13 protein-coding genes are annotated in these 15,194 nt (G+C 36.4%); 11 read left to right on the top strand and 2 right to left on the bottom strand.

Annotated features, from left to right (window positions below; genetic code table 11):
* Nucleotides 1–199 precede the first annotated feature (199 nt).
* Complete coding sequence (locus BOQ62_RS02045; RefSeq protein ID WP_105701629.1) at nt 200–661, bottom strand: Lrp/AsnC family transcriptional regulator; 462 nt, start codon at nt 659–661, stop codon at nt 200–202.
* Between the two features lie 239 nt (nt 662–900).
* On the opposite strand from BOQ62_RS02045, the gene BOQ62_RS02040 reads away from it, so the two are divergent.
* The 6 genes from BOQ62_RS02040 to BOQ62_RS02015 all read left to right on the top strand — a co-directional run bounded on the left by BOQ62_RS02040 (nt 901) and on the right by BOQ62_RS02015 (nt 9,568).
* Entirely contained in the window at nt 901–1,791 is an 891-nt protein-coding gene (locus BOQ62_RS02040) for an aspartate carbamoyltransferase catalytic subunit (protein WP_129036753.1), read from the top strand.
* Between the two features lie 222 nt (nt 1,792–2,013).
* On the top strand, nt 2,014–3,087 hold the full coding sequence (locus tag BOQ62_RS02035; protein ID WP_121487400.1) for a carbamoyl phosphate synthase small subunit: 1,074 nt from the start codon (nt 2,014–2,016) through the stop codon (nt 3,085–3,087).
* Nucleotides 3,088–3,244: 157 nt separating this feature from the next.
* Nucleotides 3,245–6,427 (top strand): carbamoyl-phosphate synthase large subunit, encoded by a 3,183-nt coding sequence (carB, locus tag BOQ62_RS02030; protein WP_129036752.1) that lies wholly within the window; start codon nt 3,245–3,247, stop codon nt 6,425–6,427.
* 215 nt (nt 6,428–6,642) lie between these two features.
* Entirely contained in the window at nt 6,643–7,836 is a 1,194-nt protein-coding gene (locus tag BOQ62_RS02025; RefSeq protein WP_129036751.1) for a hypothetical protein, read from the top strand.
* Between the two features lie 251 nt (nt 7,837–8,087).
* Nucleotides 8,088–8,924 carry a hypothetical protein gene (locus tag BOQ62_RS02020; RefSeq protein WP_129036750.1) on the top strand — a complete coding sequence of 279 codons (837 nt, stop codon included), beginning with the start codon at nt 8,088–8,090 and terminating at the stop codon, nt 8,922–8,924.
* Between the two features lie 203 nt (nt 8,925–9,127).
* Complete coding sequence (locus tag BOQ62_RS02015; RefSeq protein WP_228413576.1) at nt 9,128–9,568, top strand: hypothetical protein; 441 nt, start codon at nt 9,128–9,130, stop codon at nt 9,566–9,568.
* 192 nt (nt 9,569–9,760) lie between these two features.
* Here BOQ62_RS02015 and BOQ62_RS02010 read toward each other — a convergent pair whose 3' ends face one another.
* Nucleotides 9,761–10,159 carry a nuclear transport factor 2 family protein gene (locus BOQ62_RS02010; protein WP_129036749.1) on the bottom strand — a complete coding sequence of 133 codons (399 nt, stop codon included), beginning with the start codon at nt 10,157–10,159 and terminating at the stop codon, nt 9,761–9,763.
* 200 nt (nt 10,160–10,359) lie between these two features.
* Here BOQ62_RS02010 and BOQ62_RS02005 point away from each other — a divergent pair, with 200 nt between their 5' ends.
* The 5 genes from BOQ62_RS02005 (at nt 10,360) to BOQ62_RS01990 (ending at nt 15,031) form a co-directional block, all read left to right on the top strand.
* On the top strand, nt 10,360–12,510 hold the full coding sequence (locus tag BOQ62_RS02005; protein WP_129036748.1) for a TonB-dependent siderophore receptor: 2,151 nt from the start codon (nt 10,360–10,362) through the stop codon (nt 12,508–12,510).
* Nucleotides 12,511–12,723: 213 nt separating this feature from the next.
* Entirely contained in the window at nt 12,724–13,452 is a 729-nt protein-coding gene (locus BOQ62_RS23795; protein WP_262708290.1) for a PepSY-associated TM helix domain-containing protein, read from the top strand.
* Nucleotides 13,350–13,997, top strand: coding sequence for a PepSY-associated TM helix domain-containing protein (locus tag BOQ62_RS23790; protein WP_262708292.1), 648 nt, complete (start codon nt 13,350–13,352; stop codon nt 13,995–13,997). Before BOQ62_RS23795 ends, BOQ62_RS23790 begins: the two co-directional genes overlap by 103 nt.
* Nucleotides 13,939–14,652 (top strand): alpha/beta hydrolase, encoded by a 714-nt coding sequence (locus tag BOQ62_RS01995; protein ID WP_129036747.1) that lies wholly within the window; start codon nt 13,939–13,941, stop codon nt 14,650–14,652. Before BOQ62_RS23790 ends, BOQ62_RS01995 begins: the two co-directional genes overlap by 59 nt.
* Nucleotides 14,630–15,031 carry a hypothetical protein gene (locus BOQ62_RS01990; protein WP_129036746.1) on the top strand — a complete coding sequence of 134 codons (402 nt, stop codon included), beginning with the start codon at nt 14,630–14,632 and terminating at the stop codon, nt 15,029–15,031. Before BOQ62_RS01995 ends, BOQ62_RS01990 begins: the two co-directional genes overlap by 23 nt.
* Nucleotides 15,032–15,194: the final 163 nt, after the last annotated feature.

The following is a 15,194-nucleotide window of genomic DNA, read 5'->3' as shown; positions in this document are numbered from 1 at the left end:
ACCTTTGGCGCTTAATGATTCACCCTGTTTCTTGTGGATTAATTAATACTATAAAGTTAATTTACGTAATTCAAAAAACTTTATAATACAAACTAAAGGGCGCAAAATGATAATGATGTATATTATTTTCAAGACGCAAGAAAATCAAAGATTTTCAGCAAGTAAAATCGGGATAATAACGAGTTCAAAAATAGAAGGATTATTCCAGGTCAATTTTAAACTTGGTAGATTTTTTTACTTCATGTAGTACAATGGAACTATGATATTGTCCGATGTTGGGAAGATTTGAAATCACACTCACCGCAAACTCATTATAAGAATTGATGTCTTTTGCGATAATTTTCAACATATAATCGTATTCCCCGGAAAGGCTGGTGATCTCCTGAACTTCATCGTATTTGGAAATGTTATCCTCAAAAGTTTCCAATACTTTTTTGGATTGTTCCTTAAGACGTACATTACAATAAACGATAATATTCAGTCCCAGTTTTTCACGGTTTAAAAGACCAACATATTTTTCAATGATCCCGTGTTTCTCCAATTGTTTGATTCGCTCATACGTAGGAGTAAAGGTAAGACCTATCTTCTCGGAAATTTCTTTTACCGATAATGTAGAGTCTTCCTGAATAATACTGAGAATCATTTTGTCTTTTAAATCCATAAATAAAGTTGTGTGTTAACAAAAATATTAATTTTAAATGAGAATAAGGAAGGACTTAAGTTTTTAATTTATTTTAAACATAATTTTTGTAGGTTCATAAAATTGTTGTATCTTTGCACCTAATGAATAAAAAAGCATTTATATCATTAGATTTACCGGGCGAAAGCGCCCTTTACGATATTTATTGTTATTAAGCGAAGATAGTTGTCTTCGCTTTTTTATGCCCAAAAATTAGAATTATGTTTACGATTACAGAACTAAGCACCGAGAGAATCAACAGTATACTGACAGAAGCACTGGCTTTTGCAAACGGTAAAACTGCTAAAATTGAAGGAGAAGTTTTTTGCTCAAACCTTTTCTTCGAAGACAGTACAAGAACGAAAACAAGCTTCGATCTTGCAGAAAGAAAACTGGGACTTCAGGTAGTTCCTTTTGATGCATCACATAGTTCGGTAAACAAAGGAGAAAGTCTTTATGACACCGTAAAGACCATTGAAAGTATAGGAGTGAACCTTGTGGTGATCCGGGATAAAAAAGACAGATACTTCGAAGAACTGAAAAATATTAACATTCCGGTGATCAACGGAGGAGACGGTACAGGAAATCACCCTTCACAATGTATGCTGGATCTGATGACCATCTATCAGGAATTCGGAACATTTGAAGGACTGAAGGTAGGAATTGTAGGAGATGTAAAACACAGCCGTGTTGCCAATTCCAATGCAGAAGCATTAAGGAGGTTAGGCGCTAAAGTATACTTCTCAGGACCGGAACAGTGGTTTGACGAAGGTGCTCTGATCAACGGAACCTATATGTCAGTAGATGAACTGATCGCTGAAGTAGATGTTTTAATGCTGTTAAGAATTCAGCATGAAAGACATGACGATGCAATGAGTTTCACTGCCTCAGAATATCACAGAAGATATGGACTGACTAAAGTAAGAGAACAAGCCATGAAAAAAGAAGCAATCATCATGCATCCAGCTCCCATCAACAGAGGAGTGGAAATAGACTCAGATCTTGTAGAATGCGAAAGATCAAGAGTTTTCAAACAAATGCAAAACGGAGTATTCGCAAGAATGGCCATTTTGAAAGAAGCATTGGAAAGTAAAGGATATAACTTTAAATAAGAACCAAGGTAAAAGTAAGAAGTTAGAAGGTAAAGAACGTTCTGCATATAAAAAAAGGAAAAGCTATAAAACAAATAAGGATATAGATAATCCAAGCCCTGTAGGGGCGACCTGTTAATAGCAATGGGTGAAGCCCATGGAAATAAAAAGGATTTAAATAATCCAAGCCCTGTAGGGGCGACCTGTTAATGACATATAAATAATAAGAGATAAAAGTTTAAAATGAAGAAAAAATTAATACTGGAGTCCGGTGAAGTGTTTCATGGAGAAGGTTTCGGAGCAGAATTGGAAACTGCAGGAGAAGTAGTTTTCAATACCGGAATGACAGGGTATCAGGAATTGATCTCTGACCCATCGTACTGCGGTCAGATAGTTTGTATGACCTATCCGCTTATCGGAAATTATGGTATTAACCGTGATGATTATGAAAGTATCGAGCCGGCAATCAAAGGGCTTATCGTAAAAGAACTTTGCGATCTTCCTTCCAATTTCCGTACTCAGATTACATTAGATGAATTATTTAAAAAGAAAAACCTTTCAGGAATTTCAGGAATTGACACCAGAAGACTGACAAGAGTTCTTCGTAACCATGGAGTTGTAAAAGGAAAAATTGTAAACGCTGATGCTGATGAAACCGCTGTTGCTTCTGAGTTGAAATCAACAACCTTCCCAACCAATCAGGTAGAGGAGGTTTCTACAAAAACACCTTACGCTAACCCGAATAGAGGTTTCAAAGTAGTGTTGGTAGATTTCGGTGCAAAACTAGGAATTATCAGAGAATTGTCTCAAAGAAACTGTGACATTATCGTGGTTTCTCAGGATACTACAGCAGAAGAAATCCTACTAATGAATCCGGATGGAATTATGTTGTCAAACGGTCCTGGTGACCCGGAAGATGTTCCGCACGCATTAGATATGATTAGAGGATTATTAGGAAAAGTTCCAATCTTCGGAATCTGTTTAGGACACCAATTGATCGGTCTTGCTTGTGGAGCAAAAACTTTCAAACTGAAATTCGGACACAGAGGAGGAAACCACCCGGTATTGGATCTGGAGAAAAATACAGTAGCTATTACTTCTCAAAACCACGGATACGCTGTAGATCAGGAAAGTTTAAAAGGAACAGACCTTATCGAAACACACATCGCATTGAACGACAGAACAAACGAAGGATTAAAACATAAAATCCATCCTTGTTTCTCAGTTCAGTATCACCCTGAGGCGAGCCCTGGTCCTGAAGATGCAAACTACCTGTTTGACGAGTTCATTCAAATGATGGAGGACTTTAAAAAGTAAGACACTCCAATTGTCATTCTGAAAGAAGCGAAAGCGGAGTGAAGAATCTCAACAACAAAATGAGATTCCTGGGAATGACAAAGTGTGTTAATTCAATTTAAATAAAGCATAATGCTGGAAGTTTAAGCTCAAACTTTTAGTATCTAAAAAAAGAAAAATGGCAAAACGTACAGATATAAAAACAATTTTAGTAATCGGTTCAGGACCTATCATCATCGGTCAGGCAGCTGAATTTGATTACGCAGGAACGCAGGCTTGTCTGTCTTTGAAAGAAGAAGGTTACAAGGTAATTTTGATCAACTCAAACCCTGCAACGATCATGACAGATGTGGAAATCGCTGATAAAGTATATATCGAGCCGATTTCATTACAGTTTGTAAGCCACATCATCAGAAAAGAACGTCCGGATGCATTATTACCTACATTAGGAGGCCAGACAGGTCTTAACATGGCGGTTGAATTGGAAAAATCAGGAATTCTTGAAGAGTGCAAAGTAGAAGTATTAGGAACTAAGCTTTCTGCCATCAACAGAGCAGAAGACAGAGACCTTTTCCGTGAGTTGATGAGAGAGTTGAACGAGCCGGTACCGGAATCTGATATCGTAAATACGGTAGAAGGAGCACTTGCTTTCGCAAATGAAATCGGTTATCCTGTAATTGTTCGTCCTGCTTTTACAATGGGAGGTACCGGAGGTGGTATCGCTTCTACAGAAGCTGAATTGAAAGAGATTGCTGAATTAGGACTGAAACACAGCCCGGTTACGCAGTGTCTTATTGAAAAATCAATTGCAGGTTTCAAAGAAATTGAATACGAAGTAATGCGTGATGCAAACGACAACGCCATTGTGGTTTGTAACATGGAAAATATTGATCCGGTAGGAGTTCACACAGGAGACTCTATTGTAGTAGCTCCTTCTCAAACGCTTTCAGACAGAGAGTATCAGTTATTGAGAAATGCTTCCTTAAAAATCATCAGAGCGTTAGGAATTGAAGGTGGATGTAACGTACAGTTAGCTTTAGATCCGCATTCATTCGAATATTATATCATCGAGGTAAACCCTAGAGTTTCCCGTTCATCAGCGTTAGCAAGTAAGGCAACAGGATATCCGATTGCAAAAATTGCTGCAAAAATCGCTGTAGGATTAACGCTGGATGAAATCATGAATCCTGTAACAGGAAAAACATACGCATGTTTCGAGCCTGCTCTTGACTATGTGGTAACGAAATTCCCAAGATTCCCATTCGATAAATTCGAAACAGCAGACAGAAGACTTTCTACTCAGATGAAAGCAACTGGTGAAGTAATGGCAATCGGAAGAAACCTTGAAGAATCTTTACAGAAAGCAATCCGTTCATTAGAAACAGGAATCAAGCATTTAGGATTAAAAACAAAGCAGGCTCAGGCACTTACCGCTGAGGAAATCGAAAGAAGAATCAGAGTGTGTGATGATGAGAGATTATTCATCATCGGAGATGCTTTAAGAAGAGGATACGACTGGGAACAGATTGTAGAATGGAGCAAAATCGACAAATTCTTCATCTGGAAACTGAAAAAGTTAGTTGACTTCGAAAAAGTAATCGCTGAAAACAAATTTGATAAAGAAACTCTGATTGAAGCTAAACGATTAGGTTTTGCAGACATCAACATCGCTGTTCTTTGGGATGTGAAAGAGCGTGAGGTTTTCAACTTCAGAAAAGAAAACGGAATCATGCCGGTTTACAAAATGGTAGACACTTGTGCCGCTGAATTTGAAAGTGAAACTCCTTACTTCTACGGAACTTACGAAGAAGAAAACGAAAGTGTAGTTTCAGACAAAGAAAAAATCATCGTACTAGGTTCTGGACCTATCAGAATTGGACAAGGAGTAGAATTTGATTACGCAACAGTTCACTCTGTATGGGCGATCAAAGAAATGGGTTACGAAGCGATCATCATCAACAATAACCCTGAAACGGTTTCTACAGACTTCTCTATCTCAGATAAACTTTACTTCGAGCCACTTACAGAAGAAGATGTAATGAACATCATCGAGCTTGAAAAACCTAAAGGAGTAGTTGTACAGTTCGGAGGACAGACTGCGATCAACCTTGCAGATAAATTAGCCTCTCATGGAGTACAGATCTTAGGAACTTCATTAGAAGATCTTGACAGAGCTGAAAACAGAGATAAATTTGAAAAAGCACTTCAGGAATTAGGAATTCCTCAGCCAAAAGGAAGAACTTCAACTTCGAAAGAAGAAGCTATAAAAATCGCTAACGAGATCGGATATCCGGTATTGGTACGTCCAAGCTACGTTCTTGGAGGTAGAGCGATGGAAATTGTATACGCAGAAGCAGAATTGGCTCACTACATGGAAAATGCGGTAGAAGCAAGCCCGGAGCACCCTGTATTGGTAGACAAATACATGGTAGGAAAGGAGATTGAAGTAGATGCCATCTGTGACGGTGAAACCGTAGTGATTCCAGGGATTATGGAGCACATCGAAAGAGCAGGAGTTCACTCCGGAGACTCAATCGCAGTGTATCCGCCACAAAATATCTCTCAGAGCGAAATTGATACGTTGGTAGACTATACACAAAGACTGGCAAAAGGATTAAAAGTTATCGGATTAATGAATATTCAGTACGTTCTTTTCGAAGGAAATGTATATGTAATCGAAGTAAACCCTCGTTCTTCAAGAACGGTTCCTTTCTTATCCAAAATCACAGAAGTTCCAATGGCTAACCTTGCAACAAAGGCAATCCTTGGACAAAAACTGAAAGATTTAGGTTACGAAAACGGATTGGTTCCAAACAAAGAAGGAGTATTTGTAAAAGTACCGGTATTCTCTTTCTCTAAACTAACGAAAGTTGACATCTCTTTAGGCCCTGAAATGAAGTCTACAGGAGAAGTGATGGGGAAAGATACCACTCTTGAAAAAGCACTTTACAAAGGATTGGTAGCAGCGGGAAGAAAAGTTCCTATGCACGGATCTATCCTGTTTACAGTAGCAGATAAGCATAAAGATGAAGCGGCAGCTCTTGCAGCAAGATTTCATGAAGTAGGATTCAGAATCTGGGCTACAGAAGGTACTGCGAAGTTCTTTGAAGAAAAAGGAATTCCTTGCAAAATCGGATACAAAATCGGAGAAGAAAATGTAAACCTTATCGACCTGATCCAGAAAGGAAAAGTTCAGTATGTTGTAAATACCACTACAAAAGGTAAACAGGCAGAAAGAGACGGATTCCAGATCAGAAGAATGAGTGTGGAAAACGGTGTTCCTTGTTTAACTTCAATGGATACAGTAGAAGCTATCTTAAAAGTAATTGAAAGCATGAGCTTCAAAATGGAGACCATGTAATTTCAAACTAGAATAAATATTCCAAACCTCATAGATTTCAAAAATCTATGAGGTTTTTTTATTAGCCAAACTAATGAAATAAATACCACAAAAGGGTAATTGACACATGATTCCACGCAAAGTACTTTTGATATGTCATAACAGATGAAACCTTGACAATATAATTCTCATTGTATAAAAAATGAGATAACTAACTAACCTCAAAAAACTAACAAATGGAACCTAATCAATGTACAAAACTTCTGGAGGGTGGAATTTATACCACTTTGAATATCGTAAAAACAGGAAATTTTCTTTACGATTTGAAGAAATATTATGAATCCGAAAAATTCAAAGAAGACCTTAAAGTTAAAAAAATTTCATTCGGTTTTGAAGCAATTGACCCTACATCTATGGTGAAGAATGTCTTAAATTTTGGAGCTTCCGATGATGAAATTAATAATTTTCAGGAGAAAATTAAATCACTGGAAACGATTATGGTCTCGCAATCATTTTTTGATTCTTTTAGTTTACATATGCCCAACAAAGACATCATCGAAGGATATGTGAAATGTTTAGAAGTTCAAAATAATAAAAAAGGATTATCAACAGTAATACAGGAAGGAGATGAAGGAATAACCATTTATATTTTCTATAATAAAATATCAAGTACGGATCCAAGTCCTATTGTTGAAGATTATATAATAACCAATGGGACAGAAATAAGCAAAAGCTTTAATAAAGGAGGTATTCTGGATGATGATAATTCAATTACTTTTAAAAGAAACGATCCGTCAAAAGATATTTTCTTTTTCCTAGACACAGATAAGGGACCTGTAAACTGTTTATTAAATGGACTTCCCAGTGGGTTTAATAAAGATTTTCCCGTAGGGACAGTACTTTGCTCATATTTAAGTTGGGAAGAATTTCAGGAGGTAACTAAAAATAATTTGACAAATCCTGATAAAAACTGGAATAGCAAATACTCAAAATGGGCACCTTGCGACGGAAGAAAAGTAGATACAACCTGTGGACTGGCCCGTGCCACACAAAATCTTACCAATGTCCCGGATTTAAGGGGTGTTTTTCTACGCGGAAATAATATCTTTGATTTAAATGAAGCTGGAAATGGTATTCCGGGAGTTTCTCCGTCTCAAAAAGATCCTTCAGACAATAGATTGCGTGGCAGCATCCAACAGGATGATTTTAAAGAACATAATCATCAAATTGTAAAACAAACGTTTGGTGGTATACTCATGACACCTCTGGCAGTTTCTGGAAATACATCCGGGGCAGACGGAGATCTTGATGGTTCACAAATTGTTAGTGGTTATGATAAAGCCGCAGTTCCTTTAATTATTGCCAGTACAGGAGGAACCGAAACCCGCCCAAAAAATATGGCTATTAATTATTATATAAGAATAAATTAATAACAACAGTAATCAGAATTGTTACTGTAGTATACTCCAGCTTGTGTTTTTAGTGACAAAACAATAATAATGACATCTTTTGGAAAAATGAATCTAAAGTCCCGTATGTTTTTCTTACGGGATTTTTTGATCTACGAATGATTTAAACCTCATAGATTTCAGAAATCTATGAGGTTTTTGCTTTAAAACAAGAGCCTTTCATTATTTTTATTCGATAAATTTGTCCTTATGGAATTAACAACCAATGAAGAATGGATAAAAAAGCAATACAAATTTTACTCAACACCATAAAAACTTCCCAGAACGAAAGTGTAAGAGATTGGTTTTATTGGGAAACCTATATGCAGTATATCTCTGAAGATGATTTTGAGTATGCAAAGAAGGAGTCTGTAATGTATAATCAGGAAGAGGTAAGCCATGATGAAATTTGTAGGAGAATTAAAAGTGCTGTGGCTGGTATTGAAAAGCAGAAAGTTGTAGATGCTTTTATTTATAGCTTAAGCACCAGGCAATTAGAGTATCGCTCATTTTTGTCCAGCTATTGTATTGCAAAAAGTCTGGAAGAACATAGCTTTACACAAAGTCCGGAACCTAATGAAGGCATATGTGCGGTATGTGGACTTCATACTTATGAATTTGAAGAGCCTATCGAATTCAATACAATCAACTATTTCAAATACAAAGATGGATGCTGTTTTGATAGTTTAATCCAAGTTTTATTTGATGTAGAACAGTTTCCAAAACTTCCGGTCGTTAAACCCAACGAAAATGACTACAGGATTCTCAATGAACTGAAAGAAATCATTGAAACATCAGAACCCAACGACAGAATTTCTCAACTTAAAAAGAGAATCTCAAAAACAGTAAAATCAAATGATGGAGAACGGGTAGGGCTCATGGAGATTCTTGGGGTCATCGGAATTTTACATGACGATATCCATTTGACATATGCTGATCAATATATTACTTATCCCGAAAGAGAGCACAGACCTATCAGGAATGATGAGGTTGGTTATCCCGCAAGATGGTGGCAGGGAAAATTTGGAATTGATAATGAGAAGTGGAAGTATTGGTTTGAAGGTAATTAGACGATTTTTATCATATGATCCTACATGTAAAAGCAAATTTTCAATACAAAAAACGGGGTTAAAATGAATTCGGAAGCGTTTTTACCATATCAAATTAAAAATACATTATGTTTACCGAATTATTTATAAATTAGAGCGTTAAAATTCAAGCTGTTATTATTATTTAAAAACTAATAAAAATTCCACCAAATCAAAATATAACCATGGCAGAATATTACGCAAAATCAAGCAACTCTTTATCTTTTGAAGTCACAAGAGAAGAAAAATTAATTGGAAAACTTACTTATACAAGCTGGTTTAAATTTAATGCTGTTATTGAAATTGCTGATGGTCAGACTTATCAGGTGGAGCCAAAAGGTTTTTGGGGAACTACGATTGAACTGAAAGATCACGAAAGAGTACTTCTGAAATTCAGGATGAACTGGAATGGGGAAATTGTAGTGCAGACCTATTTTGATGGGATTAAAAATGGCTATCTTTTTAAGCACAGAGGCATTTTTAAAGAATCATTTGTGCTTACAGATCAGGACGGCGTTGAGTTGATGATTATAAAGCCACACCTGAAATGGACTTCCATGAATTACGAATATCAGATCACCTCCTCTGATGCCTTTGAAAGTTTTCCGGAAAAGAAATTGTTTTAATTAATGCACTGCATTGCGCCAATTATTATATGTCGATGATGGCCGCTGCCGTAATATAAATTATTAACAGAAATAATGGCAAATCATTATAAAGAGACTATCTCAAAAGTCAAATTATTCGACTTTTGTCATTCTGACACAGAATGAAGTTCTGCGAACATTGTTCAAAGAATCTCATTAAATCTATTTTTACTACTCCAAAGCCTTTGAAACTGCCAAACTATCTTCCAGTAGTCTGTAGCGTGTAATTTTATTATTTTGAATACGCATCTGTATACAGAATAAAGACTCCACAATGTTACCTGTTTCAAGCATTTTTGTTACAAATTCTCCTGTGATAACCACATTTTCATCATCATTAAAAATATGATCAATTTTTGCAGAAACAGGTTCCGTATTTTTCCATAACAGTTCAAAAAAATCGAAAACTTCCTGCCTATTGTTTCTTACTCCCAGCCAGGGCGCTTTTTGCTCATCACCAGGTATATACCAATCTACGGTATCAGAAAAAAGGTTCGTTAATGCGGTCAGATTTCTCTCCGACATAAATTGTAGAAATTGTTGAATAGTTTCTTGAATATTGCTGTTCATTTCTTGAAATTTATAATCTATAATTCGCTTTGCTTGCTCTGATGAAGATAAGAAAATTTTAAATTCTAATGGTTATTTATTTTCATCAAATCCTTTATTAATGGGCTATTTCTTTAAAGAAGTTTTTATGATTTGTATCATGTTTTTATTTAGAATTAATAAAAATAAGATAATTTTGCAGAACTAACTTAATTATAAACATGAAAAAAACGATTATTTCTGCAGCTCTATTAGCCGTATCGATGCTGAGTGCCCAGGAAACGGATACCATTAAAGTGGCTGAAATCCAGTCCGTATCCCTTCAGGGAACTCATAATTACAGAACCAAAAAATCTGAATCTATCGCAAGACTTCCTCTGGAAAACCTTGAAAATCCAACTGTTTACAACCTTGTTCCTAAAGAAATCATCAGTGAAATGGGCGCCACAGATTTCAACACAGCCATGGCTTCTGCTCCCGGAGTAGTCGTAAGCAATAGTGTGAATGACAGTGGAAACGATATTTTCATGAGAGGTTTTAGTTCCAATGCGAGTTTCAGAAACGGATTGACGCAAAACCCAAGAGTACAGTCTGAGATTGCTAATATCGAGAGAGTAGAAGTAATAAAAGGGCCATCCGGAACCTTATTTGGAGGAACACTAGCCAACTATGGCGGTGTGGTGAATATTGTTACGAAAAAGCCACAGGAAAATTTCGGTGGAATTATCAATTATACCACCGGAAGCTGGGGAATGAACAGGATCACAGCCGATGTAAATACCCCTTTGAACAAAGAAAAAACAGCGTTGGCAAGATTCAATGTCGCAGCTTATTCTCAGGATTCTTTTCAGGATGCAGGCTACAACAAAGGATTATTTTTCTCCGGAAGTGTTTTGTACAAAGTAAGCGACAAAACCACAGTAACGCTTGACACGGAATTTCATGCTCCTGATAAAACATTGAATGCTTATGTAAGGAATTCAGAAAAACTGACTTTACACTCGATGAAAGACCTGGAAGTAGCTTACAAAAGAGCATTTACAAGCAATGATATTGGCTCCAAAAGAACCAATTTTGTGACAATGGCTGAGGTGACCCATAAATTTAACGATCAATGGACCTCAAGAACATCTTACCAAAGAGGAGAAGCCAATGAAAATGAATCGATCTTTTTAGTGCTTAGATATTTGAATAATAATCAGGTAGAAAGAATGATCCGTCCTTTCGATAGTTTTAAAGTGACAACCGACAATATCCAGCAGAATTTTACTGGAGATTTTAAAATAGGTGGCTTAAGAAACCGTATGGTGGTGGGAATAGATTACTTCCAGCAAAGAACAAAATATCAGTTTCCTTATTATGAAGCCAATGGATACAGCAATGTTTTCATGCCTTACGACAAAGTAAGTCTTGACAGCTCTTCTCCATGGGATCCTATCTCAAGAAACAAATTCATGAACAAAGAGAGAAAATCTACAGAATCTGATATCACAACATTCAGAACGATCAGTGGTTATATCTCCAATGTTCTAAATATTACAGATAACTTACTGGTGATGGCTAGTTTAAGAGTAGACAGCTATAAAAATGACGACACTGTGGTAAACGGTGTAGAAATTTCTACGAAAAACGGATATCCTGAAAATAAAGTCTCAGGTTACAGCCAGACCCAGTTTTCACCAAAATTCGGATTGGTGTATGAGATTGTGAAAGAGCAGATTTCATTCTTTGCCAATTATGTGAATGGATTTAAAAACTATGCTCCATCATTGAATGAGGTCGGTGTTTTGACAAAATGGGATCCTGAACAGGGAAATCAGATTGAAACAGGTTTTAAAGTAGATCTTTTCCATAAAAAATTACTGACAACCGTAAGTTATTATAATATTAATGTTAAAAACAGACTGGTTGCAGATCCGGGTGGAATAGGAAGTATTCAGGATGGGAATATCAAAAGTCAGGGACTGGAAATAGGCATCATCGCCAATCCTTTCAAAGGATGGAATATCGTTGCCGGATATGGTTATAACGATAATAAATATGATGACCGAAGCAAAGACAGCGGAAAAAGAATTGCCTGGACTCCAAAACATGTCGCCAATCTATGGACAAGTTACAAAATCATGGATGGAGCTTATGAAGGACTTGGTTTTGGGGCCGGATTTAATTTTGTAGACCAAACCTACATCAATATTGTTAATCATTTTCTTGCTCCGTCTTATACTACTGTAGGTGCTACCATCTTCTATGACAAGAAAAAATACAGAATCGGTCTGAAAATGAATAATGCGTTGAATGAAAACTATTGGAACTTCTACGGACAGCCACAGAGGCCAAGAGAAATCCTTGCCAATTTCGCATTCAAATTTTAATACCTAAAAACAAAAATAATCTTAACGAAAATTTAAGGATGAAAACCGCAAAGGTGCAAAGCTTTGATTTATAATATCTATTTCTGAAGCCTCGAATATGCTAAAGTAAACGGCAGCAGGAATAACTCTTTTCACTTTACAAACATGCCATTATAAATACGATTGCGCCTTTGCATTTTCTGACCTTACTTTTTTGAGTAGATGAAAACAGATATGGAGAACAAAAAAACTAATCCTAAAAAAAAGCAGGGAAAATCCCTTACCAAAAGGATCACCGGCTGGCTGCATCTCTGGCTCGGGCTGGTTTCCGGGATCATTGTACTTACCGTTACTCTTTCGGGGACTGTATTTGTCTTTTGTGACGAAATCATTGATCTGTGCGGTGGAAATGCCAAATACGTTACGGCTCCTGCTCATTCGAAAAAAATGACACCTGAAGAGTTGCTTGTACAGTTTCACCAGCAGGTTCCGGACAGAAAAGCATTTTATTTTGATACCTACAAAGAGGCAGACAGAAGTTTCAGAGTAGCTTCAGCAACCAAACCTCCTAAAGACAACAATGCGGACAAAGCAGAAAAGCCAAAGAAAAAAGGCCGTGGTCCACGAGGGGTATTTGCCTATCATTATCTCAACCCTTATACCGGAAAAGTAATAGGTTCTACAAAAAGTTATGAGTTTTTCTATGTTGTAGCCCATATTCATGCACAGTTACTGGCGGGGAAATTCGGGAAAACAGTAGTCGGTGTTGCTTCCATCATATTTTTTGTTCAGCTTATCGGCGGATTGATTCTCTGGTGGCCAAAAAATGGAACAAAACAACAAGAACAACTGCATTTAAAATTAAATCCGGAACAAAATGGCGCAGGAAAAACTACGATTTTCATAATGTCTTTGGATTCTATTCATTACTTCCGGCCGTATTTATTACCATTACAGGACTGATTATGGCCTATGAGGTTTTAACCAATCTTACCCAGCAGGCTTTCGGAGGAGCTGTAGATGCCCATACTATTGCGGAAAAATATGAACCTAAGTTTGATCCGGAAAAGAAAGCTTTGACTTATACTGATTTTGTTGACAGAAAATTCAAAGAGTTCCCTGATGCAAAACAGTTCAGAATGAGTATTCCCAGGAATGATTCAGCAACAGTGTATCATGTAGGTGTAGCTCAGTTTATTGGGTTGAAAAGCCTTGTCAACGGGAAAAGTATGGAAACCAACAAATACACAGGAAAAGAAATTGATTATCCTAAAGAAGTTCAGATGCATGAAGTGATAGAACACATGAATTTCGATCTTCATGTAGGTTACTGGGGAGGAATGTTTGGTAAAATATTTACATTCATCATCGGAATTATCTGTACAAGTCTCCCGATTACCGGATTCCTGATCTGGTGGGGTAGAAGAAACAAGTCACCCAAAAAGAAAAATGAAATTAAAAATATTCATCAACACAGAAAAGACTCACACCATGAACAACTGGTTTAAAATGATTTACCTTCCCTTATTTTTATTGTTTACTTTGGGAAAAGCTCAGGAAAAACTGACGATAGGAGAGAAGCAGAACGTATTTTCAAAAGTTTTAAACGAAAACAGAGAAATCTGGATTCATTTGCCTAAAACGTATAACGACAATACCATCAATCCTGCAAAATACCCGGTCATTTATCTTTTAGATGGAGAAATCAATTTTGAATATTACACAGGATTAACGGATTTCATTGCCAGAACACCCTATGCCGATATTCCGGAATGTATCGTTGTCGGAATTAAAAATACAGAAAGAACAAGAGATCTTACCCCGACAAAGTCTGAAAAGAAAAGTCCCGTAAATCCTGCTCTTACTCTTTTCGCAGACAGTGGTGGAGGTGAAAATTTCCTGAAATTTATGCAGGAAGAGCTCAAGCCTTTCATCAGTAAAAACTATAGAACTCAAGAGTATTCTGTATTGGTAGGACATTCTTTCGGAGGATTATTTGCCATCAATACTTTCATCTTGCATCCGGATTATTTCAATGCATATGTTGCTAATGATCCTAGTTTGTGGTGGGATAATAAAGTGACTATTGCAAGAACGAAAGATTATTGGAAAAGAATAAGAAATTTCCTGCAAAAAATCATTGTATGTTTCTCAGGCAGATAATGAAGAACAGCAGAAAAACTGGAACTCTGATATGACACAGGCTATTGAAGAATTTAAAGGAATTATTGAAAAGAACGGATCATTAAATTATAAACATAGCTTTTTTGAAGGAGAAACCCACGGAACCGTTTCTTATCCCGGAAATTATGGAGCTCTAAAGTTTATATTCAAAGGCTTCAGAACAGATATAAAACAATTGGCAAAAAATCCCAAACTGCTTGAAGAAGATTATCAAAAGTTTTCCGAAAAAATGGGAGCAGAATTTATCCCTTCAGAAGCTTATCTGAATGTAGTGATCAAATTCATGAAGAACAATGGCTTCAAAGACTCAGAAACTTATTTTATGAATCTGAAAGACAAATATTATCCTAAGAAATAATATCCTGAAAATAAAAAGCAAATCCGTTAAGAAACAGATTTGCTTTTTTTATGCTTGTAGTTGAAAATAAAATCACCCTAAAAGGGGATGGTAATGTTAAGGTTCTGTGTCTAAATTTGTTAAGTAAGGAGCTGAAATATATTAGAAACCCAATTGCATGATT

The sequence above is a fragment of the Chryseobacterium sp. CH21 genome, from assembly GCF_004119445.1.
In the GTDB taxonomy this organism is placed as follows: Bacteria; Bacteroidota; Bacteroidia; order Flavobacteriales; family Weeksellaceae; genus Chryseobacterium.
The sequence above is the reverse complement of the archived record's forward strand: the minus strand, read 5'-3'. Positions and strand labels throughout refer to the sequence as shown.

What these genes read in the sequence shown, in the direction of transcription:
- BOQ62_RS02005 (WP_129036748.1), top strand. Translation starts at nt 10,360, where the DNA reads ATGAAAAAAACGATTATTTCTGCAGCTCTATTAGCCGTATCGATGCTG.
- BOQ62_RS02010 (WP_129036749.1), bottom strand. Translation starts at nt 10,159, where the DNA reads ATGAACAGCAATATTCAAGAAACTATTCAACAATTTCTACAATTTATG.
- BOQ62_RS02015 (WP_228413576.1), top strand. Translation starts at nt 9,128, where the DNA reads ATGGCAGAATATTACGCAAAATCAAGCAACTCTTTATCTTTTGAAGTC.
- BOQ62_RS02045 (WP_105701629.1), bottom strand. Translation starts at nt 661, where the DNA reads ATGGATTTAAAAGACAAAATGATTCTCAGTATTATTCAGGAAGACTCT.
- BOQ62_RS23795 (WP_262708290.1), top strand. Translation starts at nt 12,724, where the DNA reads ATGGAGAACAAAAAAACTAATCCTAAAAAAAAGCAGGGAAAATCCCTT.
- BOQ62_RS02040 (WP_129036753.1), top strand. Translation starts at nt 901, where the DNA reads ATGTTTACGATTACAGAACTAAGCACCGAGAGAATCAACAGTATACTG.
- BOQ62_RS01995 (WP_129036747.1), top strand. Translation starts at nt 13,939, where the DNA reads ATGAAATTAAAAATATTCATCAACACAGAAAAGACTCACACCATGAAC.
- BOQ62_RS02025 (WP_129036751.1), top strand. Translation starts at nt 6,643, where the DNA reads ATGGAACCTAATCAATGTACAAAACTTCTGGAGGGTGGAATTTATACC.
- carB (WP_129036752.1), top strand. Translation starts at nt 3,245, where the DNA reads ATGGCAAAACGTACAGATATAAAAACAATTTTAGTAATCGGTTCAGGA.
- BOQ62_RS02035 (WP_121487400.1), top strand. Translation starts at nt 2,014, where the DNA reads ATGAAGAAAAAATTAATACTGGAGTCCGGTGAAGTGTTTCATGGAGAA.
- BOQ62_RS02020 (WP_129036750.1), top strand. Translation starts at nt 8,088, where the DNA reads ATGGATAAAAAAGCAATACAAATTTTACTCAACACCATAAAAACTTCC.